Below are 24,177 nucleotides of genomic sequence, written 5' to 3'. Positions count from 1 at the left end.
ATGAAAAAGGTTGTAGTAGGTTTGGCTGTGATGTTAGGATTCTGTACGTGTGCTCACAAGCCTTCCGGTACATTGGATGTGAATAAGGCATTAGATTACTGTGCGGAACAGACACAACGTACGCTTGCAGAACTGAAAACGGATTCCGGTATTGACTATACGATGATGCCGCGTAATATCATGCCCGACGAGCAGCACTGGAACTGCCGTAAGGCGACGAAAGAAGAATGGTGTGCCGGTTTCTGGCCGGGGGTTCTTTGGTATGATTACGAATATACACAGGATAAGCAGATTCGGGAAGAAGCTGAGAAGTTCACCAACTCCCTGGAGTTCCTGTCTCGAATTCCGGCTTTCGACCACGACCTGGGTTTCCTCGTATTTTGTAGCTACGGAAATGGTTATCGCCTGACCAAGAATCCTGCTTACAAACAAGTGATACTGGATACAGCCGATACATTGGCTACATTATTCAATCCGACAGTGGGCACTATCCTTTCATGGCCTCGCGAAGTGAAGCCGCGCAACTGGCCGCACAATACCATCATGGACAATATGATTAATCTTGAAATGCTTTTCTGGGCAGCGAAGAATGGCGGTAATCCCTATCTGTATGATGTAGCGGTTGCCCATGCGGACAAGACCATGAAATGCCACTTTCGTCCTGACTATACTTCGTATCACGTAGCTGTATATGACACGATTACGGGGAATCTTATTAAAGGAGTCACCCATCAGGGATATGCTGACAGCACTATGTGGGCGCGCGGACAGGCATGGGCAATTTATGGCTATACCGTAGTCTACCGTGAAACGAAAGACCCGAAATACCTGGATTTTGCGCAGAAAGTGACGGATGTCTATCTGGAAAGACTGCCTGAAGATAAAGTTCCTTATTGGGACTTCGATGACCCGGCTATTCCAAATGCTCCTCGTGACGCTTCGGCAGCTTCGGTGGTTGCTTCCGCTTTGCTCGAATTATCTACGTATCTTCCGAACGGAACAGGAAAACGTTATAAGGATGCGGCTATCGGGATGTTGGCGAGTCTGAATTCCGACAGCTATCAGAGTGGTAAAAGTAAGCCTTCATTCCTGTTGCACAGCACAGGACACTGGCCGAATCATTCGGAAATAGATGCTTCTATTATTTATGCGGATTACTATTATATCGAAGCCTTGTTAAGATTAAAACGTCTTCAGGAAGGGCATGGAGTGCTTGGATAAGGCGATTAAGTGAAGTATGCTGCCAATGCCACAGTACAGATTGGCTTAAAAAATAAATGCTCTGCAAGAACTATTCATTCTCTGCAGAGCATTTTTACTGGTTAGGGTCAGGTTGTTTATTATTGTTTCACCTTGATGATGTCATAATTCAAATCGCTTACAGCTTCCTGCAAACTATCGTTTACCAGGCGAAGAGTAGTATCGTTTACAATCACGAAATACATCGGTTCGTCATTACCATCTTTCGGAGTTAACTTAACAGCGGTAACAGGCTTTTTGTTCACGACTTTGTGTACAGTCTGCTGTTTTCCTTTTGAAGTGAAGGTTTTATTTTTACCTTGTCCATCGGCATCCAGGTAAGTCATATCCAGTGTATAAGTGGTATCTACACCGTCGGTTGCAGCGTTCAGGGTCAGTACATAGTCGATGCCCGGGCCGTCGGCAGCAGGAAGGGTACCGGCATAAACTTCAGTCATTTCTGTGATTGGAGTCATGGCAATGGCAAGGCTGTCTGCTTCTGCCTCTGCGGTTTTGTTGGCTTTTGATTGGCAAGATGCCAAAGCAGCTACAACGGCTGCTAACATAATTACTTTTTTCATCATTAAGTGCTTTAAGTTAATATAAATATAGTGAGCTATCGCTCGGTTTTCTCTATTCTTCATCCCGTTTGATGACCAGCAGTTTGTCTACTCGTCCCCGATCCATATCCACTACTTCGAATTGCAGGTTCTTGTAAGTAAAGATGTCTCCGGCTTTCGGGATACGGCCTATCAGGAACATGGCCAGTCCGCCTAAAGTGGTGAAGTCCTCGGACTCCAGGTCTTCATAAGATAAAATTCCCATTTCTTCCATGAAGTCGTCAATGTTCATTGAAGCTTCCACCAGCATCGAACCATCCTGCCTTGTGACGATTTCTTCTTCTTCCGTTTCATCCTCTTCAAGGATGTCTCCAAAGATACTTTCGGTCAGGTCGTGCAGTGTGATAATACCTTCCGTACTACCATACTCGTTAACAACAACTCCGAACTTGTTTTTGTTCTTCTTAAATAGCTCTAAAACTTTATTTGCATACAAACTTTCCGGAATAAAGAGGGGCGGACGGGCTATTTCACGCAGATTGAACTGCCGTTGGCTGCCTACCATCAGGATAATATCTTTGACGGAAACCACTCCGATAATCTCGTCTTTCCGTTCATCCACCAACAGGTATTTGCTGTAATGTTCTTCCTCGATAACTTTCATCACCTTCTCCCGTGTATCGTCAGGATGGAGAATGATGAGATCCCTGCGATGTGTCATCAGTTCGTTGGCACGCTTGTCCGAGAAGCGGAATACGTCACGTATCATTTCCGTCTCTTCCTTGTCAATCACTCCCTGTTCCGAACTTTGATGGAGAATCATTTTAATTTCTTCCTGCGTCATGGGGCGTTCTTCGCTTTTCAGACCGATAAGTCTGTTCAGCAGCCGGGTAGAGATACTTAGCAACCATACAAAAGGGTAAGATACTTTTGTCAGCAGAATCATAATCGGACTGAATAAGATAGCGTATCTTTCCGGATTACTCAGGGCAATGGATTTGGGAACCAGCTCTCCGATGATGAGGGAAAGATAAGTGATGACTGCCACGGTTGTAATCATGGCGAGGTTGCGTGCGTAGGCTTCTGCTCCCGGAATAAGGGAGAACAGGGGGACGAGGTCGTCGGCAATGGCTACTCCACCATATGCACCGGATACAATACCGATCAGTGTAATGCCGATTTGAATAGTGGACAGGAACTTTTCCGGCTCTTCCAGTTGTTTCAATACTCCGCGTGCAGATTTGTTGCCTTTCGCGACAAGGGTTTCAAGACGTGCTTTACTGGATGATACCAGCGCAATTTCATACATGGCAAACACGCCATTAAGTATGAGTAAGAAAAGAATGATAAGAAATTCCATAAATGGATTAAAATGGTTATTGCTTCGAAATTACATAAAAAATGAATACTCTCTATATTTATTAATGATAATTGGGTAAAATTGTTTGCTTCATCATATCAGAATTTTGCATAGTGGGGAAAATGTGCGGATGACCTAAGGCATTAGGATATAATTTGTATTGATAGTATTCAGGCACGGAATTGCTTCAAATTTCGTGCCTGAATGTATTCATTAGAGAGTACTACTCTTCTTTTATTCTAATTATTTCTTTGCGTAGCTGTCTGCTTTGGCTTTAGCGCGTTCGATACGTTTTGCGGTATCTGGGTGAGAGGAGAACATTCTCTGTACATAAGAAGATTTCGGAGCGTCCTTTGCCAGTTCAGCCAGTTTGGTTAATGAATTGGCCATAGCGTAAGGGTCGATGTTGTTTTTTACGCAGAATTCAACACCATACTCGTCTGCTTCGTTTTCTTGCTTCTGTGAATACTGTGCGCCGGCAAGAGCTTCTGCCATGGCTCCAAGTTCGGAGTCGGTCAGTTTGGCAACCTTGTCGCTGGCTGCTCCCGCTGCGTTCTTCACTGCCGAGCGGAGATAGGCGTTCTTCATTGCGTCTTTTGAGTCTGTGTGAACCACGTGACCGATTTCATGTCCAATCACCGCCATCACTTCTTCGTCAGTCATAACGTCCATCAGTCCGGCGCAGATGCGTACGCTACCGTCGCCGCAGGCAAAGGCGTTGACGTCTACTACTTCATAAACACCGAAGTTCAGTTTCAATCCGTCCATTTCTTTGATGTGTCCGGTCAGTTTCTCCAAACGTTTGCCGTACTCTGTGTCAGGTTTTGTCAATGGATTGTGTGTGTCCATCCACGCCATGTATTCCTTACTCATGTTGGCGATGTCGGCATCTGATAAAGTTACTGCCGATACTACGTCTTTTCCTGCTTGCAGGGCTTTACCTACATTAAATTTCTTTCCGAACTGTGCGGAAGCTGTCATTCCCATGCCTAATAATACTAAGGCAATCATAGCAATTTGTCTTTTCATACTCTTTTAATTAACGTTCAATTATAAAATTAATATTCAAATGTAATTCCTAAAGTTGGTAGCAACGTACCGCTTGATTGTTCAATCCGCTTCATCCGGTAGTGCCGGCTATCGGCGGGAGCATCCGGGTTTTCAATGATACCAGTGCTCATAAGCACATCTTGTTGTTTCTGTTTACTCATCGTGATATTCTGCAAGTCGATATAGAATCCCAACATGCAGTGTTTCAGATAGAATGTCTTGTCGATACGGATGTCTGCCTGTGCAAAAGCGGGAAGGCGTTCTTGATTGTATCTCGAATAATCATAGTATGCCTTTCCTTGCGCATCCCAAGCAGATACAAGCGATGATTTGCTCTCGTCATAAGGCGTGTAGGGAGCACCACCGATGCAGCTCACTTTCATTCCGACACTCCATTGATGGGGGAGATTATAAGTTCCGTGCAGGTTGAAAATAAACCGGTTGTCCCATGCGGACGCGATGTATTCGCTCTCTTTGTCGTTGCGGTATTCACTTTTAAATAAGGTAAAGGAAGAAGCTAGGTTCAGCTTCTTGGCTATGAGCCATTTTACCAAAACCTCTGCGCCGTAGGAGCGTCCCTGTGCGGTGGAAGTCAGTAATTCGTTTCCGACTACTCCATAGTCATTTCCTTTGCAGGCAAGGGGAATTCCGTCTACCATAGAGAGTGGTATCTTGTCATAATCCTTGTAGAATCCTTCAACGGAGACCTCGAACGAATCTCCTTTGCGCCAACTGATTCCCAAGCTTTCCTGGCTGACTTTCATGTAGCGGAGATTGTGTTTGTTGGTATACGTTCCATTGTTATTCTTAAAGCCGAGGGCCGTGTAAGGGGGAAGCTGATAGTAAAGTCCTGCATTGCCACTGACGAACCAATGGTCGGTCAGTTGGTAAGAGAGCGAGATGCGAGGGGATAGTTGGTCGGAAAGTGACTTCATTGCCGACGAATAATTATTGGCATCGGCTCTCAATCCCAGGGAAGCAGTGAAGCGTTCGTCCATTGAGGAATAATTGATAGTTCCGAAAAGTCCCCAACGCAGAATTCCCAAGTAGGTGTGATAATCGAACGTTTGTGCCTGGTTGGTATATACTTTCTGGAAGGTAGTATTGGAATACTGGCTGTAATCCAAATTCACTCCAAGGTTGATTTTCCAGTTTCGGAAAGAAGAATTGTTCTCGAAACGGAACTTGGTTTCCTGTTCGGTTGAACGAAGGCGGAGCATCAGGTTTTCAGGAAGACTTTCGTCATTCTGGCGGTATTTCGTATTACGGTTGTTCAGGTAACTGTGGCTGACAACGACCGATTGCACATGTGCGCCTGCATAATGGCGATATACAGCACCCAGCGTAAATGTCTCCTGCTTGATTTTAGGCAAGTAGCTGAGAATATATTCGTTGTCTTCACTGTCGGCTTTCGTATTCAGTCGCATATTGTCGATTCCACCCAGTCCTAATACGGTCAGTTCGTTCTGCTCGTTGAAGCGGGTTTTCAGTTTGAATTGGGCATCGGTGAAAGTCGGCAGGAAAGGCAGGTCGAGCATATCAAAAAGGAACTGCAAGTAGGATTGGCGCACGGATACCAGATAGGAAGTCTTTTTCCCGATGTGTCCATTGGAAGCGAGAGAAACTTCGGAAGCTCCGAGAGTTGCCTTTAGTGAATTACGTTCCATATCTCCGTCACGCAATTTGAAGTCGAGTACCGAACTAAGTGCGTTCCCTTTATCGGTAGGGAAAGCGCCGGTGTAGAAGTTCACTTCACGTATCAGATCGGCATTGAGGATGCCTACGGGGCCACCGGATGCTCCTTGTGTGCTGAAATGGTTGATATTGGGGATTTCTACTCCGTCCAGATAAAAACGGTTTTCAAAAGGAGAACCGCCACGCACGATGAGGTCATTACGGTAACCTATCGGTGAGAAGGCAACTCCGGGATAAGACTGTACGATACGCGAAATATCCCGGTTGGCTCCCGGACTCTTTTCTATTTCCTGTAGTCCGATGATACGCAGGCTGACAGGGCTTTCCATATCACGACGGAAAGGAGAGGCGGTGACGGTGACTCCTTCGAGTTCGGTCAGGTTCTCTTCCATCTCAATCGGGATATTCAGATTTTTGGTGGAAAGGATGTATTCGGGAGTGGTGACACTTTTGTATCCGATGGCTGATGCTTGCAGGCGATAGATGCCGGGCCGCACTTGTTCTATTGTAAAATGTCCTTCCGCGTCGGTGACACCGCCTTTGTTCAGCCCGATAACCATCACATTGATAAATTCCAATGGTTGGCGGCTGTTTCTGTCAATCACTGTTCCTTTTATTTGATGCATGGGTTGAGCATGCAACGGAAAGAACAGGATATTGAAGAATAAAAGAAGTGTCAACAGTCTTTTCATGTGATTGCAGTTTAGTGCTGCGAAAGTACGAAAAAAGTATTAAAGAATGATATATTCGGTGAATAAAAAAGGAATAAGTCTTATATTTGTAGGACATATTAAAAACAGATTCCTTATGAAGACTGTAAAATTGATTACTTGCAATGATGCGATGAAGGCACATATCCTTCAGGGAGCGTTGGAAAATGAGGGTATTGAGTCTATCCTGCATAACGAGAACTTCTCCACCTTATATAAGAGTTGTGTGAGCAGTATAGCAGGAGTCGACATTTTGGTGGCGGACGAAGATTATTCAAGGGCTGTCCAGGTGTTGAGAGATAACGAGAGCTGGCCGGAAGAGTTGACGCTTTGTCCGTTTTGCGGTTCGCCGGATATTAAGTTTATATTAAAAAAAGGAAAGAAGTTGCGTGCAATAGGGGCGGCAATCCTTTCGGTGTTGGCGGCAGCCCCTCCTGGAGATAATCATTGGGAGTATACCTGTGCACAGTGCCATAAGACTTTTGAAATGCCTGTTTCCAAATTTTCTTCTTCGGAAGAAAGGGAAGAATAACTTTATATAATTATATACATATAATGAATAAGAGAAATTTTTTGTTAGCCGTTTTATTATTACTATTGGCAGCGCCTTCTTTTGCTGCCCGGGTAGATACTTTATTAGTAAATAGTCCTTCCATGAATAAAGATGTGCAGGTGGTAGTCGTTACGCCGGATGCTGCACTGGGGAAGAAAGCGGTGGCTTGCCCTGTCATCTATCTGCTGCACGGTTACGGCGGAAACGCAAAGACATGGATTGGGGTAAAGCCGAATCTTCCGCAGATTGCTGATGAGAAAGGAATTATCTTTGTCTGTCCGGACGGAAAGAATAGCTGGTACTGGGATAGTCCGAAAAATCCGTCCTACCGTTATGAAACTTTTGTTTCATCAGAATTGGTGAAGTATATTGATGAGCATTACAAGACGGTTGCCGATAGGAAAGGACGTGCCATCACCGGCTTGAGCATGGGCGGACACGGGGCGATGTGGAACGCTATCCGTCATAAAGATACGTTTGGTGCAGGCGGAAGTACCAGTGGTGGAGTGGATATTCGTCCCTTCCCGTTAAACTGGGAGATGGCGAAACAGTTGGGCGAATTTGCGCATAACAAAAAGTCATGGGACGAACATACGGTCATCAATCAGATTGACAAGATTGAAAACGGGGATTTGGCAATCATCATCGACTGTGGTGAATCGGACTTTTTCCTGAATGTGAACAAGGATTTGCACAACCGTCTGCTGGCTAGAAAGATTAATCATGACTTCATTACCCGTCCGGGCGGACATACCGGAAAGTATTGGAACAACTCTATTGATTACCAAATCTTGTTCTTTGATAAGTTTTTCAAGAAATAAAACGGTAAATACTTGACTTTGGCTTTTTGATGCCGTATCTTTGGATACGTAATCATAAAATAGATTGAGGGTAAACTACGATAGAAGGAGAAGGTGAGAGCTTTCTCCTTTTTTGTTGTAGGCCAAAGGAACGGAGAGCTTTCTCCCGGCTCATATTGGGAGTGAGCCCGGGGATAAAGAGGTTTTAGCTGCCGGATGATGGTAAATCAGACCGTTTGTTAGGTAGAATCAGATGCTTTGTCCGGTGAAAACAGACGCTTTGTTAAGTGAAAACCGATGCTTTGTTTGGTAATAAATAAGGTTGAGGTATGAAAAGAACCTTTATAGGTTAAGAATTTGTAATTCTGCTCTTGACAAAAATGGAGTGACTCTGCTGGTTTATACTGTGGGTTGTTGTTCGGAATGAGATCATTCGAAAGAAATGGAGATGTTGCGTGTGTATGGATAATAACCGGACTCTCCTTTGGCATAGGTAGTTTGACAACCCATCTTTGTTGGATTTCCTTCTTTCTTATTTTAGTCGTAATCCACCCGTAAACCGTCTGCTTGCCGGACTGCTGACACTCTTCTCTATCTTGAATTGTGCTTTTGATTTATCTTCCTCTTCCTCTTCTTGCGGTGGATAAGTGCCTTCGATAACTCCAATTGCAACTTTTAATAGTCTTTCATTAGGGTCACCAAATGGCAGGAATTCACTATAATTGGTAACTCCGTCAATGCTTGTTTCACTGACTTTTAGCTTGTCGTTAGGTACGATAGCTCCCCAATCGTCGTGAGTGGAATTATAAACCGCGCAGACTACCGGATTCACAGACCATCGGAATTCTTCATTGATGAACTGTTCCGTTGCCACAGTTTGTCCTTTAGTGGAACTACCGATAGTTGCAATAGGATAACTGTCTTTCAGGAAAAGACTTCTGATTAGCATTTCCGGTGCTCCGGCAGTTGTTGAGCTGGTGATGGCATATAGGCTGGACTGATTTAAATTAACACCGGTTTTCAATACGTCGGGGTCAAAGTTAATAGTGGCATCCTTATCCCTGTTTTTATCATTGTATTCCAGATAAGCCATAGGCTCGTTTAATCGGGCGCTTGAAGTTAGGATTGTGCCTAAGAGTTGGACGCAATCTAATGAACCACCGGCATTATAGCGCAAATCGAGTATGACATGTTCCACGCCCGCTGCCAGAAACTCTTGTGAAACTTTACGCAATTCATTGTTGTATTTCTCAGGTTCGGTTTTGGTTCCGGCAGTGAAGCTGTTGTACATTAGGTAACCAATTATAGTAGTGCTCTCGGGCGGAGATATGATTTTATATTCGTGTACCGGATTATCTTCCACAACTCGTGCGGCAGGTAGTTTTTTTGTTATACCGTTAGGTATTACCTTATATACATATTTTTCTTCTTCTTTATTTCCTTCTTCTGTATCAGCTTTTGTTTTATCTCCTTCTTCTACCTTTACTTTCTCCCATATTCCCATCACCAAATCCCGAGCTTCTGTTCCTTGCAACAATTTAGTTTCATATTTCTTACTGATATAAGAAGTGTCTACTTTCATAATCCAGTCGCCACGTACTAGTCCGGCTTGTGCTGCTGGTGAACCGGGAATTACATAAGTAATCAACGCATTGTAAGCCGTATCAATGTCTGCGCTTCTGACAAGTGAATAATCAAAGCCATACGTAGGCAGTGGAGTCTCCATCACGGAATCCACGAATGAATAACTGTCGTTTTTTGATTTTACTTTAGACAGGAATGTAGCAGGCTCCTGAAACAGGTTCACATCGTCATAGGAAGGTAGGTCTTGATACCACAGATAATTCTGTTGCATGATGTCGTACATCCATGTATCCAGTGCAGTCATGTGGGCATACTCCGGCCAACGGTCGACGCCGCAGGAGAAAAAGCCGCTGATAAATACGATAACCAGGGCAGGTATGAGGATTATCTTTCTTAATTTTGTCATCATAAAAAGCTTTTCACTGTGCAAATGTAGGAAATACTTTGCTTATCTACCACATTTATGGTATAAAAATGCCTTTAATGTGTGATTGGCTGTTAGCAGATATAGCCTTATTTTTGCAATATCAAAGTTATCAATAGGTATTAAAAGATTTTTTGAATGGATATAGCTGCATTATTATCAGGAGGTGTCGACAGTTCGGTTGTCGTGCATCTCCTTTGCGAGCAAGGATACAAGCCGGCTCTTTTTTATATCAAGATAGGCATGGACGGTGCGAAATATATGGACTGTTCGGCGGAGGAAGATATTGAACTGTCTACCGCTACTGCCCGAAAGTACGGTCTATCTCTGGAAATCGTTGATTTACACCGGGAGTATTGGGAGAGTGTGGCAGCCTATGCCATTGATAAAATCCGGCAGGGATTCACGCCGAATCCTGATGTGATGTGCAATAAACTTATTAAGTTCGGTTGCTTTGAACAGCGTATCGGAAAAGATTTCGACTATACAGCGACCGGTCACTACGCTACCACATTAGAGCGTGACGGTAAAACCTGGTTGGGTACGGCAAAAGACCCCGTGAAAGACCAGACCGATTTTCTTGCTCAAATTGATTATCTGCAAGTCTCTAAACTCATGTTTCCCATTGGTGGATTCATGAAAAACGAAGTGCGTGAAATTGCCAATAAGGCAGGATTACCGAGTGCAAGGAGAAAAGATAGCCAGGGCATTTGTTTCCTGGGAAAGATAAATTATAATGATTTTGTCCGTCGTTTCCTTGGAGAGAAAGAGGGAGCGATTATAGAACTGGAAACCGGAAAGAAATTGGGTACCCATCGCGGCTATTGGTTCCACACTATCGGACAGCGAAAGGGACTTGGTTTGAGTGGTGGCCCCTGGTTTGTGATAAGGAAGGATATTCAGGAAAATATTATCTATGTATCCCGTGGTTATGGTGTGGAGACGCAATACGGTAATGAATTCCGAATGCATGACTTCCACTTTATTACCGATAATCCCTGGGCAGGACAGGACAAGGAATTGGATATTACTTTTAAGATTCGCCATACTCCTGAATTTACCAAAGGAAAACTCATACCGGAAGGAGAGAACCAATTCCGTATCTTATCTTCCGAAAAGTTGCAGGGCATTGCTCCGGGACAGTTCGGAGTGATTTACGATAAAGAGGCAAGAATCTGCATGGGAAGTGGGGAGATTATCTGTTAAATAGTTATGGAGGAAGATTGAAGGGTAGCGTCAGATATAATATTCCGCCAAATCCACAATCCCCGCCCGCATGGCATACTTAGTTGCTTCATGCACATTATTCACCCCCAACTTACGAAAGATATTTTTGCGATGACTGTTTATCGTATGAAAGCTAAGGTTTTTCTCTGCCGCAATCTCCTTAGTCGTTTTTCCTAATGCGATTTCTTTTAGAATATTCTTTTCCGTCTGCGTCAGCAAATGGTCGTCTACGGCAGATGCCGCCATCGGAGAAGTGGCGCCGGAAAGTAATAGATTGCTGACATGATTACAGATATATCGCTGTTTGCGGGTAGCGCATTGGATGGCAGTCATGATTTCCTCTTTGGAGTTATCTTTCATCACGACTCCGAAAGCCATGCTGCTGAACAGAATCTGCCGAAGAAAATTAAGACTAAGCTCGTCAGAGAACAGAATCCAGTCGGCTTCCTTAAACCTCTCTTGCAGTACAATCAGTTCGTCTGCTCCGGCAAAGTCGAATAACGTATAATCCAGGATAATCACCGCTTGCGGATACAATCGTAGTTGCTGAATCAGTTCAGCCTTATTGTCAGCTTCTAAAAGGGTGGATATATCCTTTTGCTTGCTTAGCAGAAACATCATTCCTGCCTTGCTGATATCTTGATTGTCTGCGATGATAAATTCTCTCATGGTTTAATGGACTAACGGACGGATAAATAAAAAACTCCGCTACAAATGTACGCATTTTGCGCGATTTGTAGCGGAGTTATGATAAGATTCTTGTATTCCGGTTACCAGGAACGTCCTTTGAAGATGTTTGACTGGTCGAGCGGAACGATATTTCCGTTCAGTGTCAGGTTATTGTTACTGAAGTTAGGGCTGATTGTAACTGAAGCATTGTTGTTTCCACTGCTCATGGTGATAAAGACTTGAGCCGAAATACCGATGCCTTGAACACTAAATGAACAGTTCACATTTCCTTTCTTGTCTACATTCATCTTCATATCTGAAGAATTGCCATCCACTGTAACACCACCGATACCGTTAGGGCCGGGATAAGGAGTGTTGAAAGCAGTCTGTACAGTAGCTCTGTTGCCATTCATCAGAACGAAGTTGGTGTTTGAAGTCACAAACGCACTCATGCCATTGCGGAAGATTACTTGATTGGCTTCCAATACGAATTGCTTGTTCTTCAAAGCCTGTACAGCTTGCTGATAGGCTGCCATGTCCTGCACCTCTTCTTCGGCGCGGAGTTTTGCTCTTTCCGCATCTCTTTGAGCTTTTCTTTCTGCGCGGCGTGCTGCTGCGTTACTTTCCTGTGCATACATCATCGTGCTTGCACTCACTAATACTAATGCTAATAATGCAATAAACTTTTTCATAACTTTTTTTTGTTTAGGTTTAATACGTTGTCCGTTTATTGCAAAAACAAAGTCTATGCCAGATTGTTCATGAACGCCTTGCAATTTTATATCCGATGGCTGCAACGGCAATACTCATTAAAGGGCTGATAATGTTGAAAAAACAATAGGGTAGATACACAAGTGTAGGCACACTCAGGATTGTAGCCTGGGTCATTCCGCAGGTATTCCATGGAATCAGCACGGATGTAACGGTTACTGAATCTTCCGTAGTCCGGCTCAGCAAGCAACTTTCGTATCCTTTTTTAGCATAAATATCCCGGAACATATTACCGGTAAGAATGATACTGATATATTGGTCGGCAGTTGCCAGGTTGAGAAAAAGACCGGAGCAAACCGTTGCAGTCACCACACTGACTGTCTTCTTCATGAAGCGGACAAAGATGGAAGTGATACTTCCCAGCATGCCACTCGCTGTCATTGCTCCGCCAAAACACATGGCGCACAAAATCAACCAAACGGTATTCATCATCCCGGACATACCGCGCGTAGCAATTAAATCTGTTAGAACGGCATTGTCAGAATGCAAATTTGTCCCTCCATAGACAGTCATCATCAGCCCTTTAAACAGGGAATCGGCACCGGAAGTCATTATCCCTGAAATCTCCCGCAACAAATCCGGCTGAAAAATCAAAGCAAAAATACCGGCCAACAGTGTTGACAGGAATAAGGTAATAATGGAAGGTACTTTCCGGGCAATCAATATTCCGGTTGCCACAGGGACTATCAACAGCCAGGGAGTGATATGAAATTTCTCATTTAGTGCGGCTGCCACTTCCATGATATGCTGCGTATTGCTCGCGTCGTGCGAGAATCCCGCCACGGTGAAAATAATCAGCGTGATAATGAGGGAAGGAACGGTCGTTATCATCATATAGCGGATATGCCTGAATAGGGGAGTATCTGTTACGGAAGCAGCTAATATGGTCGTCTCCGATAGAGGTGAAACCTTGTCTCCAAAATAAGCACCGGAGATGATGGCTCCCGCAATCCATCCATCCTCAAATCCTTGTGCCCTGCCGATACCCATCAATGCGATACCGATGGTAGCGATTGTCGTCCACGAACTACCGGTCATGACGGAGATGAGTACACAAATGATGCAGGTAGATGCGAGGAAGAAGCTGGGATGAATGATTTGCATTCCATAATAAATCAGAGTAGGTACTATGCCGCTAATCATCCATACACCGCTTAGTGCGCCGATAATGAGCAGGATAATGATAGCTGTTGTCACTCCGGCTACATTGTTGGTAATTGCTATCTCGTAATCTTTCCACGGAATTTTGTAAAAAGCCATACCGATAAGGATGCACACAGCGGTAGTGCTAAGTAATGATACTTGGCTTCCACCACTCAGGGCATCACTGCCGAAAGTGTGAATAGTGGCCACTAACATTAATATGAGTACGATAATTGGTATCAGCGATACAATAGGGGAAGGAGCTTTTTTCATGCTGAATTCTATAACGCTTTATTTATTATTTGGCTGATGTTTATTTTTGACTGCAAAGATACAATAAATAAAGTGGAAATTTTGTGCATTGCGGGATAGAGCAATAAAAATTATTATAAGTTTATATTTTCTTGGAATATAGGCAGATGTGAGCGTTAGTCAAGAATTGCCTTACGTCTTAGCCACCAATAACGGATAAAGAGTATTCCGGTGAGAATCAGTGCTATGGACAGTCCTGTGTAAAATACAGAAATGAAACTGTCCGGCAATAGGCGGAGACTTCGGATGGTGATTCCCAAAGAAATCATGAATATCATCACTATCCAGCTTTTTACGTCGAAGAAAGAGAAAGGACAGTTACGGGTTTCTTTCTTTTCTTCAATCCGGCGGGTATGTTTATAATAAAGTCTTCTGAAAATCAAGATAAAGAATAATAAGAAAACAACAGTTGCCTCTCCAATTTTGAACATCCACTCTTGAGAGCTGTTCAGCCAAGTCACAATTCCTATTCGTAAGATGTTGGCACCGGCGATAATCCAAACAGTGCCGGCGGTGATTAGTAAGATTTGTTTGTTAACTCCGTATTTCATTGGCTTTTTTTTGTAATAAACGGTTTGACCTTTTATTTTGTTGACTCATTTCTTATAGAAAAGCGTAATTAATAAAGAAATCACAGTTAAAATGACTCCGACACCAATGACACCGTGCCAACCATACAGTTGCCAGAAACTACCGGCAAGGAATGTTCCCATAGACCCGCCTATAAAGTAAGTTGTCATAAAGACGGTGTTGATACGGTTCGAAGCGCGGGGAGAAAGCTCGAAGATACTCGTCTGATTACTAAGCTGGATGCACTGCATACCTATATCAATAATGATAATGCCGGCAATAATACCTATATATGTACTTTCTCCCACATAAAACAGCAACCAGGCGAAAAGAATCAATCCGCAGCCGATAAAGTTGAAGCGGCGTACACCTACCTGCTTTACGTATCTTCCTACAAAAGATGCCGTCAACGCACCGGCTACTCCGCAGAGTCCCAGCAGTCCGATGACGTCGCTAGTGGCGAAGAATGGAGCTTGCGCCATCTTGAAAGCCAGGCAAGACCACATGGCTAGAAGGGAGCCGAAGTTCAGCGCTGCCCGGATGGAATAAATGCGTAGTTGGGGAAACTCTTTAACCAAAGCTACCAGGGATTTCATCAGGTCACTGTATTTTCCTATGAAGTTAGTCTGGATATCGGGAAGGACTTTCAATACAATAATCGCGCAGACCAACATCATACCTGCGGCGATATAGTACATTTCACGCCACCCGAACAGTTCGCCAACGAATCCGCTGACGACGCGTGAAGCCAGTATGCCGGTGAGCAATCCTGAAAGTACGATTCCTACATTCCTGCCTTTGTGTTCGGGACGTGAGAATTGGGCGGCTATGGGAATGAATATCTGCGGAATCATGGAACAGGCTCCCGTAAGGAATGAGGCAACAAGTATCAGGTGGATGTTATGCGTCAGGGCAATAGTCAGCAGGGAGAATATCAGGACGGTAAAGTTGGCGAGTATGATTTTCTTCCGTTGGCACAAATCACCTAAGGGAGTGATAAACAACAGTCCGGCTGCATAGCCAATCTGTGTGACCATGGCAATCAGGTTGGTTCGGAACTCTGATATGCCAAGTTCATGGCGTATCATATTCAGAAGAGGTTGGACATAATAGATATTGGCTACCGAGATACCCGCCACAATAGCAAGTGTCCAGAGGATAGACGCCGGTAGTCCCCCGTTTTCTTTTAATGGCTGTTTCATGCCGCAAAGATAGTAAAATTGATGCTCACTCAATGAAGAAAGTGGTGGAAACTGTATTGCCTTCCCCATCTACTGCTGTCAAAGAATGTTTTCCGGGAGCGGGTTGCAGGGAAATCTTGTGGAAATCCTGCGTTTGCGTCAGATAGGTGTCATCGAGATGCCAGAATAGGGTGGCATTGGGGTCGTTGTGTGCCAGTTCAACGGTCATGAATCCTTTGCTGCCGTCCAGTTGTTTCGGCAATTTGATGTGCGCATTTATCGGGGGATAGATGAATTGCATAGGTTGGAAAGTGTCTTCCCCGCAACCTGCTTTGAAAGGGGGGAGAGGACTGTATTCCGGATGGTGCTGCTTGTAGTACCATTCCCATACGGGGGGAAGGGTAAACCATGACTTTTGAAGGGTCGGTTCTGTGTTGGCACAGTTCTCGTAGACACGGTGCTTTTCGTCAGCAGATAATGTGATTAGATGATGGTAGGGGCAAGCGTCCGTGCGCAGTCCGGCAGGAAGAATCAGGATTGTGTCCGTTTCTTCACAGAATCTACCTTTCAAATGCCCTGAACGGCGGCATACTTCCGCATCCACAAAAACACCGGTCGGACGTTCAAACCAGGATGAAGCGGGAAGGTAATTGAATATATCAAATAATACGGGGCCTGCCGTTTGCGCACCGACCAGTCCCGGCTTTCCTTCACCGGTTGCATTTCCTACCCATACCCCGACTGCATAGCGAGGGGTGACCCCGACTGCCCAGGCATCCCGGAATCCATAACTGGTTCCTGTCTTCCAGGCAATGGTCTGCATGGACGGGATAGATTTCCAGTCGATTTCTTCGGGGCGGTTTACTTCTTTCAAGGCATCGAATGTTTGCCACACAGCACCTTTATCCCAAATGAGATTCTTCTGAGTGCTCTTCCGGGTAGTCTCGTTTTCTTCTTCTTTCTTTTCCTCTTTCGCCATTATAATCCCGGCTTCTTTCTTTTCGGAGAGCTTTGAATCCGGGTGAGGAATGAGACTCCTTCCCATTTGGGCATAAGCATTCGTCACATCCCACAAAGTCGCTTCCGCTCCCCCTAGAATCAAAGATAATCCATAATGAGACGAAGAGCGGGTGATTGTCTTGAATCCGGTCTGTTGCAGGAAATTATGAAATTTAGGTACTCCGTATCTTTGCAGCATCGTCACGGCGGGAATATTCAATGAGCGGGCAAGTGCTTCCGAAGCCGGGACAGCTCCTTCATATTGCAGGCTGAAATTCTGAGGAGTAAATCCGTTTATATTAATAGGTATATCCGGCAACAACATATCGGGCAATAAAGAACCTTCCTGCAACATGGCATAATATAGAAAAGGTTTTAAAATACTGCCTGTGCTCCTGGGAGCTTGAATCACGTCAACTTGATTGCCACCCTGCTTCCGGTCGAAATGCACATTCCCGCAATAAGCTATCACCTGATTGGCGGGTATATCAATCACTAGAATAGCCAGATTACGAATATCGCTCCGGTTGAACTCATTGCTCCAACGTTCTGCCAAATCTTCTATGTGGGTCTGTATCCCCCGGTCGATGGTAGAACGGGTATATTGCCCGTTTCTCTCCTTATAGAAACGGCTGACCAAATGGGGAGCTATCTGCGGAAGAGGATGCGGCTCGTCGGGAAGCGGTTCGGTGACAGCCAGTTCATAGGTCGATAAATCTATGACTTTCTTTTCAAGGAGTTGTTTCAATAACCGGTTTCGTTTGGAAAGCAGCATCTTTCGTCCTTTAGACAGGTGAATCATAGCGGGAGCATTGGGAAGCACGGCAAGCATGGCGGATTCCGCCCATGACAGGTCTTCCGCCGAATGCCCGAAATATCGCCAGGCGGCTGCGTCCAGTCCTACTACATTGCCGCCGAAAGGTGCATGAGATACATACATGGATAAGATTTCTTCTTTGGAAGCCCGGAATTCGAGCCGGGTAGCCCAAATCATTTCGATTATTTTCTCTCCGAAAGTCCTCGATTCATTCCGGGCAAGGCGGATGGTTTGCATAGTCAGTGTACTTCCACCACTGATGATACGTTTGTGCTTGGTGTTCTGATAGATAGCTCTCCCGACAGATAACAGATTGACGCCCCAATGGTGATAGAAATGTTTGTCCTCGAATGTGATGAGACATTGTTTGATTTTCTCCGGTGTGGTCTCGCGTGGTGGAAACCGCCACTGTCCGTCGGAAGCAATACGTGCTCCCAGTAACTCATCATTACGGTCGGTGACGACAGTAGAATAGGGGACATGAAACAGTTGCCGGGGAAGACAAAAGATATATCCTATCACCAGGAGAGTAAGGATGCCAAGCATTACTTTCCTGAATACTGATAATCGTTTGAAGAACTTATAGATAGAAATCATTGAGTGGCAAAAGTTGGGATATATATATTTATGACGAATGATTAGGCACGGATTACACGGATTTCACGGTTTTAGTTAACGAGTAGAACCGTGAAATCCGTGTAATCCGTACCTGAAATTTACTTGCTCACCGTCGTTCTTCCTGCTTTGCTTCGTGCTTGTACGGTTGCGTCATACATGGCTTCGCATTGAATAGCCGGAAGGATGAAGTTACCTGCATAGGTCGCTTGCAGCCTGACTGTAAATACTTTCGTTTCTCCACGGCGTAGATTGAAATAAGTCAATACACGGTCGTCGCGAATATCCTGATAGGAATACTTGCTGATTGAGTTTCTTGGGGTACTGGTTGCACTGGCGGCGTTCTCTGTATCAGCAACCAACATTCGTTCATTGTATATCTCCCATCCGGACGGTATGATATGCGTCAGTGCCAGGTTGATATAGTCCGAAGTGCCACTGATATTGGATATTGCGGCAACAGCGATAAAATCAGTACCTTGCCTGATATCATCTATTGATATAGGTGTACCGTTCAGGTCTGCATATCTTATATCCATCCGGATATTGTCCGAAATGGCAGGCAGCGTATCATTCAGCAACTGTGTACGTGTGATAACATCTACGCCCAGTGCTCCCTTGCCTTGATTCCTTATCGAAATCGTACCGGATTTCGGGGAAGTGGAAATCTCTTTCTCAAATACAGCTTTGGCAGATTTTACCGCAGGTTGTTGTTTGCCGTTCCATGTCCATGTGAAATCCAATGTACCTGACAGCTTCTCGGCCAACCGTCCCATTGCCATAAGGGCGAAGGCGGTGGATTGAGTACTGAACCAGTTCTCTTGTGACAGATTCTGTGATACTTTCTTCGCCTGTTGAAGCGCATCCCGTTCGCGGTTTATCAGAATCAATGTTTCCAGAATCATCGCTTCATCCCGGTCGGATGAACCATATATCAGGTTCATTGAAGAATAGGGGATAACGGTAGTCTCGGCATTGTACACTAATTCCTCGGCAGGTTTCATCTTTCCTGTCAAAGCATAGGCGGCCGCCAGTCTCCATTTTGCCTGGATAGACAATCCTTGTTGCTCTTTCATCCGGTTCATAGCCCCGTATTCCGGTGCGCCTGCCAATGCCAAAGTGTACAGGCGGAAAGCCTGCATCAATTCCGACTGCCATTGCTGCCAACTACTAGCATCCTGCGGCATACGCCAGTTTTGAGCCGCCGCACGTTGGAAACGTTTCCACTTATTCAATGCATTGGAATGAACGGCATAGCCTTTCTCTTGAGCCAGTGTGAGGAACATTCCCGTATATGAACTAATCCATTCGTCGGCAACGGCATTTCCCGGCCAATAGATAAATCCGCCGTTCGGAAGTTGGCGGGCATAAACCTGACGGATGGCTTCCTGTACATTTGTTTTTATTTTCTCTGCTTCCTGCTCGTCCACCGCTTTAAATTGGGAGACGAATAAGAGTGGCAGGGCTTTGGAAGTCAACTGTTCCGTGCAATGGTGCTGATAGTTGTACAAGAAGTCGAATCGACGGCTGATGTCTACCGATGGAATACGGGAAACTTCCAGTTGGATATGATTATCGTTGGAAGAACCGGCAAGGCTGTATGACAGTTCCCCGCTTTGTCCGCTCTCTACCCATTGGCTGTTGCGTAATGTCACAATCGGGTTCGGGTTGCGCACTTCGATTTCAATGGTTTCTTTCGTCTGTTGTCCGCCACCGCTTGCTGTTAGGTGGATGGTTGCTTTTCCCGTCTTACTGCCCGTCTTTAATGTAAAGAAAGCAAGTTGGTCGCCCGGCTGATTGAAGGTCAGTGATTGTTGCGGAGAACCGACAACCTGAACACCGCCACCGGTAGCCTGGATAGATACTGTAACATTCTTCACCTGATTTTCCATGGCAAAGATATTTACCGGAACGGTAATCTCCTCTTGAATGCTAAGTACGCGTGGTAAAGTAGACAGCAGCATTAACGGTGTCCGTACATAAGACGTCTTTTCCGCATTGCCATAAGCTCCGTCCTGCCCTGCTACTACCATGGTACGTACCGAACCTACATACATCGGCAATTTCAATGTATGTGTCTCACGCTTGCCTTTACCCAGATAGAAAGGCCCTATAAATTTAACTACCGGTTTGAAACGGTTCGCTTTGGCATCCGCCGGCTTCAATGAAGCGTCACCGCCTGTGCTGAAAAGAGAACTGTAACTTCCGGCGGAAGCTCCCAATACATTATCATACATATCCCACGTCCGGATACCGAGCGCTTCACGTGAATAGAAGTCGTTCCAGGGGTCGGGAGTCTTGAAGTTCGTCAGATCCAGCAAACCGTCATCTACGATAGCCAATGTATAAGTCATCGGCTTCCCGTTCTTTTCGCTGACGGTGACATTGAAACTCGTTTCCGGCCGCAACACTTCCGGCATCTGTATCTGTGGTTGCAATATAGTCTGGTTATTAGTCACGAATACCGGGACAACACCATACATACGAATCGGCAAGTCATTGACCGTTTGTGCATGAGGTTGCAACAGGCTGATGTGCAAATATACGTTCGGTGCCATTTCCGGCGTAACCTTAAAGCTGTATTTCGTATCTTCCTGATTGGATACCTCTATCCATTCCTGTTTAAGTACTGTCGAACCGTTTTCGATGGATACCAACGCACGACCACCGGCTGCTGCGGGGATAATGGCTGTAGCTGTTTCGCCTATTTCATAAGAATCCTTATTCAGTGAGAAAGCAAGCATCTTGATACCGCTGGGGTCAGATTTGCTTGAACGTCCTCTCCAGTCGGGCCAGTCTACATAGATAGTGCCCCCGGTGGCGTGTCCGCTCTCTTTATCTTTCACATATACGAGATAACGTCCCCAACTTGGATAATCGACACGGAACTTGAAGGAAGCCTTCCCGCCGTTGGTTTGCAGGTTGCCACTGGCTACCGGAGTGATGGAACTGCTGTTTATATAGGAACTGAAAGATTCGTCACTGTTCTCCCACCACCAGCTCCAACTGATACGGTATATTTTGTATTCCAGATTGGAACGGCTTACCGGTTTTCCTTCTGGATTAACGGTAACAACATCAAATACATGGTCTTTATCCGTTTCAATGTATTTCCCTTTCGGCTGATTCAGATTGATACCCACATAAGATGTGAACGGTGAGAAAGGAACGCTTTGTGTGTAAATGCTTGCGTCTCCGCCCGGTTCAAAAACACGCGTTGTGAAAGAAGCGTTCAGCATCCCCGGCGCATTGGTTGCAGCCGGTAGTTTCAGCGTAACTCCCGCTCTTCCTTCCGCGTCGAGAACACCATCGAATACATCCGTCTTGATGGTTGAGAAGTCCGTAGCCGGATTATTGAAGATATATTGTCCGTAGTTCTTGAATTGTGTGTTTACCCTGGACAATGACATTTCTACTTTAGCTTTCAGGCGTGAAGCGGTTGCTCCTGTCAGCCATGCGGAAGTGAGCGGAGCATAAAATTCTTTATCTGTTGCCTGAAGTACTCTGGGCAGTGCCAGTGTTATTTTGAGCCGGTTAGGCTTTATCGTCTCAATGCGCAGCCCTTTGTGGAAAGTAGTTCCGCCTACTTTTACGTATGCATTCCACAGTCCGGTGGGGTCATCGGCCTGCGTCGGGACATCAAAGGTGTAGAAACCGTTCATTCCCTGCGTCGAAATCATCTTGGTATAGAACTGTCCTTTCGGATTGTAAATCTCCAGTGCTACCGGATGCTTGTCCGGTATTCTTTTTTCGCGGTCTTCCAGAATGAAGGATATATGCAACGTATCTCCTGGCCGCCATACACCTCTTTCACCGTATATAAACCCCTTCAACCCTTTCTGAATATCTTTTCCGCCCACATCGAACCGGCTTACGGATTGTTCTTCCCCGTCCACCACACGTACATAGGCTTTTTGCTTGTCCGACTCTGCCACGACAATAAAGGGTACGCCTTTCGGAGCGATTTCCGCCAGTCCTTCTCCGTTTGTTTCCCCTTTGCCTATCACTTGCAACTGGAAGTTGTAAACGGTAACTTGCGCTTTTCCGACCGGTTTGGTATCCAGGATATTGCTGACTGCGATCCATAAATTATTCAGGGAGTTTCTTTTTACAATCATTCCCAGGTTAGAAGCAAAGACATTGCAGGCTGCCGTCCGATCCGAACCCATGTAGTAGGATGGATGGCAGGGATTATTCCGTTCCTGCCAACGATATAAACTCCAGTCCATTGTTGAACCGTTATAGTAATAATAGGCTTCGGGAGTATCCCAAACGGCTTCGTCTTCTTCCGATATAACGTTTCCGCTTACTTTTGTCAGACCATCGGAAGTGCTATCGGCAAATTTCATTTCCTGATTGTCACTACCACCGCAAGGATAAGCCGAATACTCTTGCCGGAAAGATAGGATGACACGATAGATAGCACCCGGCTCTTGATGAATCAGTCCGGCAAGGTCAATCGAGTAATCTTCCCAACGGTGAACATCCTTGGAAGAGTCTTTACCCAACCACAATGTTTTCTTATAAACCAGTCGTCCCGAACGGCGCAACTCATTGGCGGAAGCCAGTGAATTGCTCTGCATGAACATCAATACATTATTCTCGAAAATGCGTATCACACTCAAGTCCACCGCATACAGATTGACAGCGCGGAACGGGATAATCAAGCTTTTGGAATCGGGAAGAATAGCTGCCGAAGTGGACATTTCAACCTGCGGCTTCAGATTCAGTTCGCTGAACGAGATAGAATGTGAAGTTCCCAAAGTCTGCTCCTGACTGCTTTTTACTCCTTCGTGAATATTTAAAGTCAGCTTATTTATCTTGTTCGCTTCGAAATAGATAAATACTTTATTGTCCTTGATTTGAGTGATAGAAGAAGATACTTCCGGTATTTCAATCAGTCCTTTCAAATCCTGGGTATTGGATACGGGATCGGAGAATACAATTTCAATCCCATTCTCCGGTTGGTCAACGCGTTCGGCAGTCAGAAAGCGGAAACTGTCTTTTGCCGGAATCAGAATTTCTTCGCTTTGTGTATGGTCGATCCGTGCGGGTTTCCCGTTTGCCTTTATCTCCAGTTGGTAATCTTCCGCCTCTCGTGGAATCCGGTTGATATGGAATTCATAACGGGTAGAATTGTCGGTGGAAGTAATCTCTACCGGATAGTTTTTGCTTTTCCCATTACCGGTTGTTTTTATTTTCCCTATCATTTCTTTTCTCGGCGTAGCGCTGAGGTGTACTTCTTGTTTAGAGCTATTGTCAGTAATGGCTGTCAACATCTTCTCCACCTCTTCTTTCTTCACTACATCACTGAAACGTATTTCTCCTTTTATGCTTACTTCATCGGGTTGGGTAGCGGTAATCGTTATCGGTTCTGTATGGATGGTAAAGTTACGCTCCTGCACCCGGAATGAGAAGTTGAACTCTTTTAGTTTCTTATCGACTTCAATAAAATCTCCGAGTTGGAAAGTCCCCTCATAAAATGCTCCCGGTTTCAGTGTCCCTTCTTCCGGAACAAATTCAATGGTATTATTGCTGACCCAATATGCTTTTCCTTTCAATGAGGGCGAGAAGCTGAACGGGTTATCTTTCAATTCATTATTCATATCCACCATTGGTTGGTCGTGCGTCAGTTCGATGCGTATGGTCGAGCCTTGTGAAATGACTCCACCGGTATAAGCGTTAACGTATGGCGCATATTCCGCGGAAGGGATAATGTCTTTTTGACTGTGCGTACATGCGGAAAAACTCACAATCAGCATTAAAAAGAAGAATAATCCGGTAGCAATGTTGCTACATCTGGTTTTAATTTGTCCCATAGCGAAGAGGTTTTTACGATTCAACGAACAAATATACTGTTTTTATGATAGATTCTTTTCAAATCTCCTTATTTTTGTA

General features: G+C 45.0%; 16 protein-coding genes. 4 read left to right on the top strand and 12 right to left on the bottom strand.

Translation table 11 applies throughout. The features are described from left to right. Complete coding sequence (locus tag AB5443_RS02000) at positions 1-1,221, top strand: glycoside hydrolase family 88 protein (RefSeq protein ID WP_022139926.1); 1,221 nt, start codon at positions 1-3, stop codon at positions 1,219-1,221. Between the two features lie 119 nt (positions 1,222-1,340). Here the strand turns inward: AB5443_RS02000 and AB5443_RS01995 are convergent, their stop codons facing one another. The 4 genes from AB5443_RS01995 to AB5443_RS01980 all read right to left on the bottom strand — a co-directional run bounded on the left by AB5443_RS01995 (position 1,341) and on the right by AB5443_RS01980 (position 6,596). Next, positions 1,341-1,820 carry a copper resistance protein NlpE gene (locus tag AB5443_RS01995; RefSeq protein WP_044655449.1) on the bottom strand — a complete coding sequence of 160 codons (480 nt, stop codon included), beginning with the start codon at positions 1,818-1,820 and terminating at the stop codon, positions 1,341-1,343. A gap of 52 nt (positions 1,821-1,872) precedes the next feature. Beyond that, positions 1,873-3,159 (bottom strand): hemolysin family protein, encoded by a 1,287-nt coding sequence (locus tag AB5443_RS01990; RefSeq protein ID WP_022139924.1) that lies wholly within the window; start codon positions 3,157-3,159, stop codon positions 1,873-1,875. Between the two features lie 243 nt (positions 3,160-3,402). After that, entirely contained in the window at positions 3,403-4,188 is a 786-nt protein-coding gene (locus AB5443_RS01985; protein ID WP_044656364.1) for a M48 family metallopeptidase, read from the bottom strand. 29 nt (positions 4,189-4,217) lie between these two features. Further along, positions 4,218-6,596 carry a TonB-dependent receptor gene (locus AB5443_RS01980; RefSeq protein ID WP_368113101.1) on the bottom strand — a complete coding sequence of 793 codons (2,379 nt, stop codon included), beginning with the start codon at positions 6,594-6,596 and terminating at the stop codon, positions 4,218-4,220. Positions 6,597-6,711: 115 nt separating this feature from the next. Between AB5443_RS01980 and AB5443_RS01975 the strand changes: the two genes are divergently transcribed. Both AB5443_RS01975 and AB5443_RS01970 read left to right on the top strand, forming a co-directional pair. After that, positions 6,712-7,146, top strand: coding sequence for a DUF2007 domain-containing protein (locus AB5443_RS01975; RefSeq protein ID WP_368113100.1), 435 nt, complete (start codon positions 6,712-6,714; stop codon positions 7,144-7,146). Positions 7,147-7,169: 23 nt separating this feature from the next. Then, positions 7,170-7,988, top strand: coding sequence for an alpha/beta hydrolase family protein (locus AB5443_RS01970; RefSeq protein ID WP_044656362.1), 819 nt, complete (start codon positions 7,170-7,172; stop codon positions 7,986-7,988). 511 nt (positions 7,989-8,499) lie between these two features. Here AB5443_RS01970 and AB5443_RS01965 read toward each other — a convergent pair. Further along, positions 8,500-9,960, bottom strand: coding sequence for a S41 family peptidase (locus tag AB5443_RS01965; RefSeq protein WP_368113099.1), 1,461 nt, complete (start codon positions 9,958-9,960; stop codon positions 8,500-8,502). 153 nt (positions 9,961-10,113) lie between these two features. On the opposite strand from AB5443_RS01965, the gene mnmA reads away from it, so the two are divergent. Further along, a complete protein-coding gene (gene mnmA, locus AB5443_RS01960) occupies positions 10,114-11,181 on the top strand; it encodes a tRNA 2-thiouridine(34) synthase MnmA (RefSeq protein WP_368113098.1) in 1,068 nt (355 codons plus the stop codon). 30 nt (positions 11,182-11,211) lie between these two features. Here the strand turns inward: mnmA and AB5443_RS01955 are convergent, their stop codons facing one another. The 7 genes from AB5443_RS01955 to AB5443_RS01925 form a co-directional block, all read right to left on the bottom strand. Continuing rightward, complete coding sequence (locus tag AB5443_RS01955) at positions 11,212-11,871, bottom strand: response regulator transcription factor (protein ID WP_368113096.1); 660 nt, start codon at positions 11,869-11,871, stop codon at positions 11,212-11,214. A gap of 101 nt (positions 11,872-11,972) precedes the next feature. Continuing rightward, a complete protein-coding gene (locus tag AB5443_RS01950; protein ID WP_022139916.1) occupies positions 11,973-12,563 on the bottom strand; it encodes a DUF4251 domain-containing protein in 591 nt (196 codons plus the stop codon). Positions 12,564-12,630: 67 nt separating this feature from the next. Next, a complete protein-coding gene (locus AB5443_RS01945) occupies positions 12,631-14,058 on the bottom strand; it encodes a Na+/H+ antiporter NhaC family protein (protein WP_368113094.1) in 1,428 nt (475 codons plus the stop codon). Positions 14,059-14,213: 155 nt separating this feature from the next. Beyond that, entirely contained in the window at positions 14,214-14,648 is a 435-nt protein-coding gene (locus tag AB5443_RS01940; protein WP_022139914.1) for a hypothetical protein, read from the bottom strand. 45 nt (positions 14,649-14,693) lie between these two features. Continuing rightward, positions 14,694-15,869 (bottom strand): MFS transporter, encoded by a 1,176-nt coding sequence (locus tag AB5443_RS01935; RefSeq protein WP_368113093.1) that lies wholly within the window; start codon positions 15,867-15,869, stop codon positions 14,694-14,696. A 25-nt stretch (positions 15,870-15,894) separates the two neighbouring features. Next, complete coding sequence (pbpC, locus tag AB5443_RS01930) at positions 15,895-18,261, bottom strand: penicillin-binding protein 1C (RefSeq protein WP_368113091.1); 2,367 nt, start codon at positions 18,259-18,261, stop codon at positions 15,895-15,897. 119 nt (positions 18,262-18,380) lie between these two features. Further along, positions 18,381-24,098 carry an alpha-2-macroglobulin gene (locus AB5443_RS01925; RefSeq protein WP_368113090.1) on the bottom strand — a complete coding sequence of 1,906 codons (5,718 nt, stop codon included), beginning with the start codon at positions 24,096-24,098 and terminating at the stop codon, positions 18,381-18,383. Positions 24,099-24,177: the final 79 nt, after the last annotated feature.

This window comes from Bacteroides sp. RTP21281st1_H5_RTP21281_210402, assembly GCF_040918965.1.
GTDB lineage: Bacteria > Bacteroidota > Bacteroidia > Bacteroidales > Bacteroidaceae > Bacteroides > Bacteroides congonensis.
Note: the sequence above shows the minus strand (reverse complement) of the source record. Positions and strands in the feature narration are given on the sequence as shown.

Excerpts from the sequence above, each read along its gene's own strand:
- AB5443_RS02000 (WP_022139926.1), top strand. The coding sequence starts at position 1 with ATGAAAAAGGTTGTAGTAGGTTTGGCTGTGATGTTAGGATTCTGTACG.
- AB5443_RS01995 (WP_044655449.1), bottom strand. The coding sequence starts at position 1,820 with ATGAAAAAAGTAATTATGTTAGCAGCCGTTGTAGCTGCTTTGGCATCT.
- AB5443_RS01990 (WP_022139924.1), bottom strand. The coding sequence starts at position 3,159 with ATGGAATTTCTTATCATTCTTTTCTTACTCATACTTAATGGCGTGTTT.
- AB5443_RS01985 (WP_044656364.1), bottom strand. The coding sequence starts at position 4,188 with ATGAAAAGACAAATTGCTATGATTGCCTTAGTATTATTAGGCATGGGA.
- AB5443_RS01980 (WP_368113101.1), bottom strand. The coding sequence starts at position 6,596 with ATGAAAAGACTGTTGACACTTCTTTTATTCTTCAATATCCTGTTCTTT.
- AB5443_RS01975 (WP_368113100.1), top strand. The coding sequence starts at position 6,712 with ATGAAGACTGTAAAATTGATTACTTGCAATGATGCGATGAAGGCACAT.
- AB5443_RS01970 (WP_044656362.1), top strand. The coding sequence starts at position 7,170 with ATGAATAAGAGAAATTTTTTGTTAGCCGTTTTATTATTACTATTGGCA.
- AB5443_RS01965 (WP_368113099.1), bottom strand. The coding sequence starts at position 9,960 with ATGATGACAAAATTAAGAAAGATAATCCTCATACCTGCCCTGGTTATC.
- mnmA (WP_368113098.1), top strand. The coding sequence starts at position 10,114 with ATGGATATAGCTGCATTATTATCAGGAGGTGTCGACAGTTCGGTTGTC.
- AB5443_RS01955 (WP_368113096.1), bottom strand. The coding sequence starts at position 11,871 with ATGAGAGAATTTATCATCGCAGACAATCAAGATATCAGCAAGGCAGGA.
- AB5443_RS01950 (WP_022139916.1), bottom strand. The coding sequence starts at position 12,563 with ATGAAAAAGTTTATTGCATTATTAGCATTAGTATTAGTGAGTGCAAGC.
- AB5443_RS01945 (WP_368113094.1), bottom strand. The coding sequence starts at position 14,058 with ATGAAAAAAGCTCCTTCCCCTATTGTATCGCTGATACCAATTATCGTA.
- AB5443_RS01940 (WP_022139914.1), bottom strand. The coding sequence starts at position 14,648 with ATGAAATACGGAGTTAACAAACAAATCTTACTAATCACCGCCGGCACT.
- AB5443_RS01935 (WP_368113093.1), bottom strand. The coding sequence starts at position 15,869 with ATGAAACAGCCATTAAAAGAAAACGGGGGACTACCGGCGTCTATCCTC.
- pbpC (WP_368113091.1), bottom strand. The coding sequence starts at position 18,261 with ATGATTTCTATCTATAAGTTCTTCAAACGATTATCAGTATTCAGGAAA.
- AB5443_RS01925 (WP_368113090.1), bottom strand. The coding sequence starts at position 24,098 with ATGGGACAAATTAAAACCAGATGTAGCAACATTGCTACCGGATTATTC.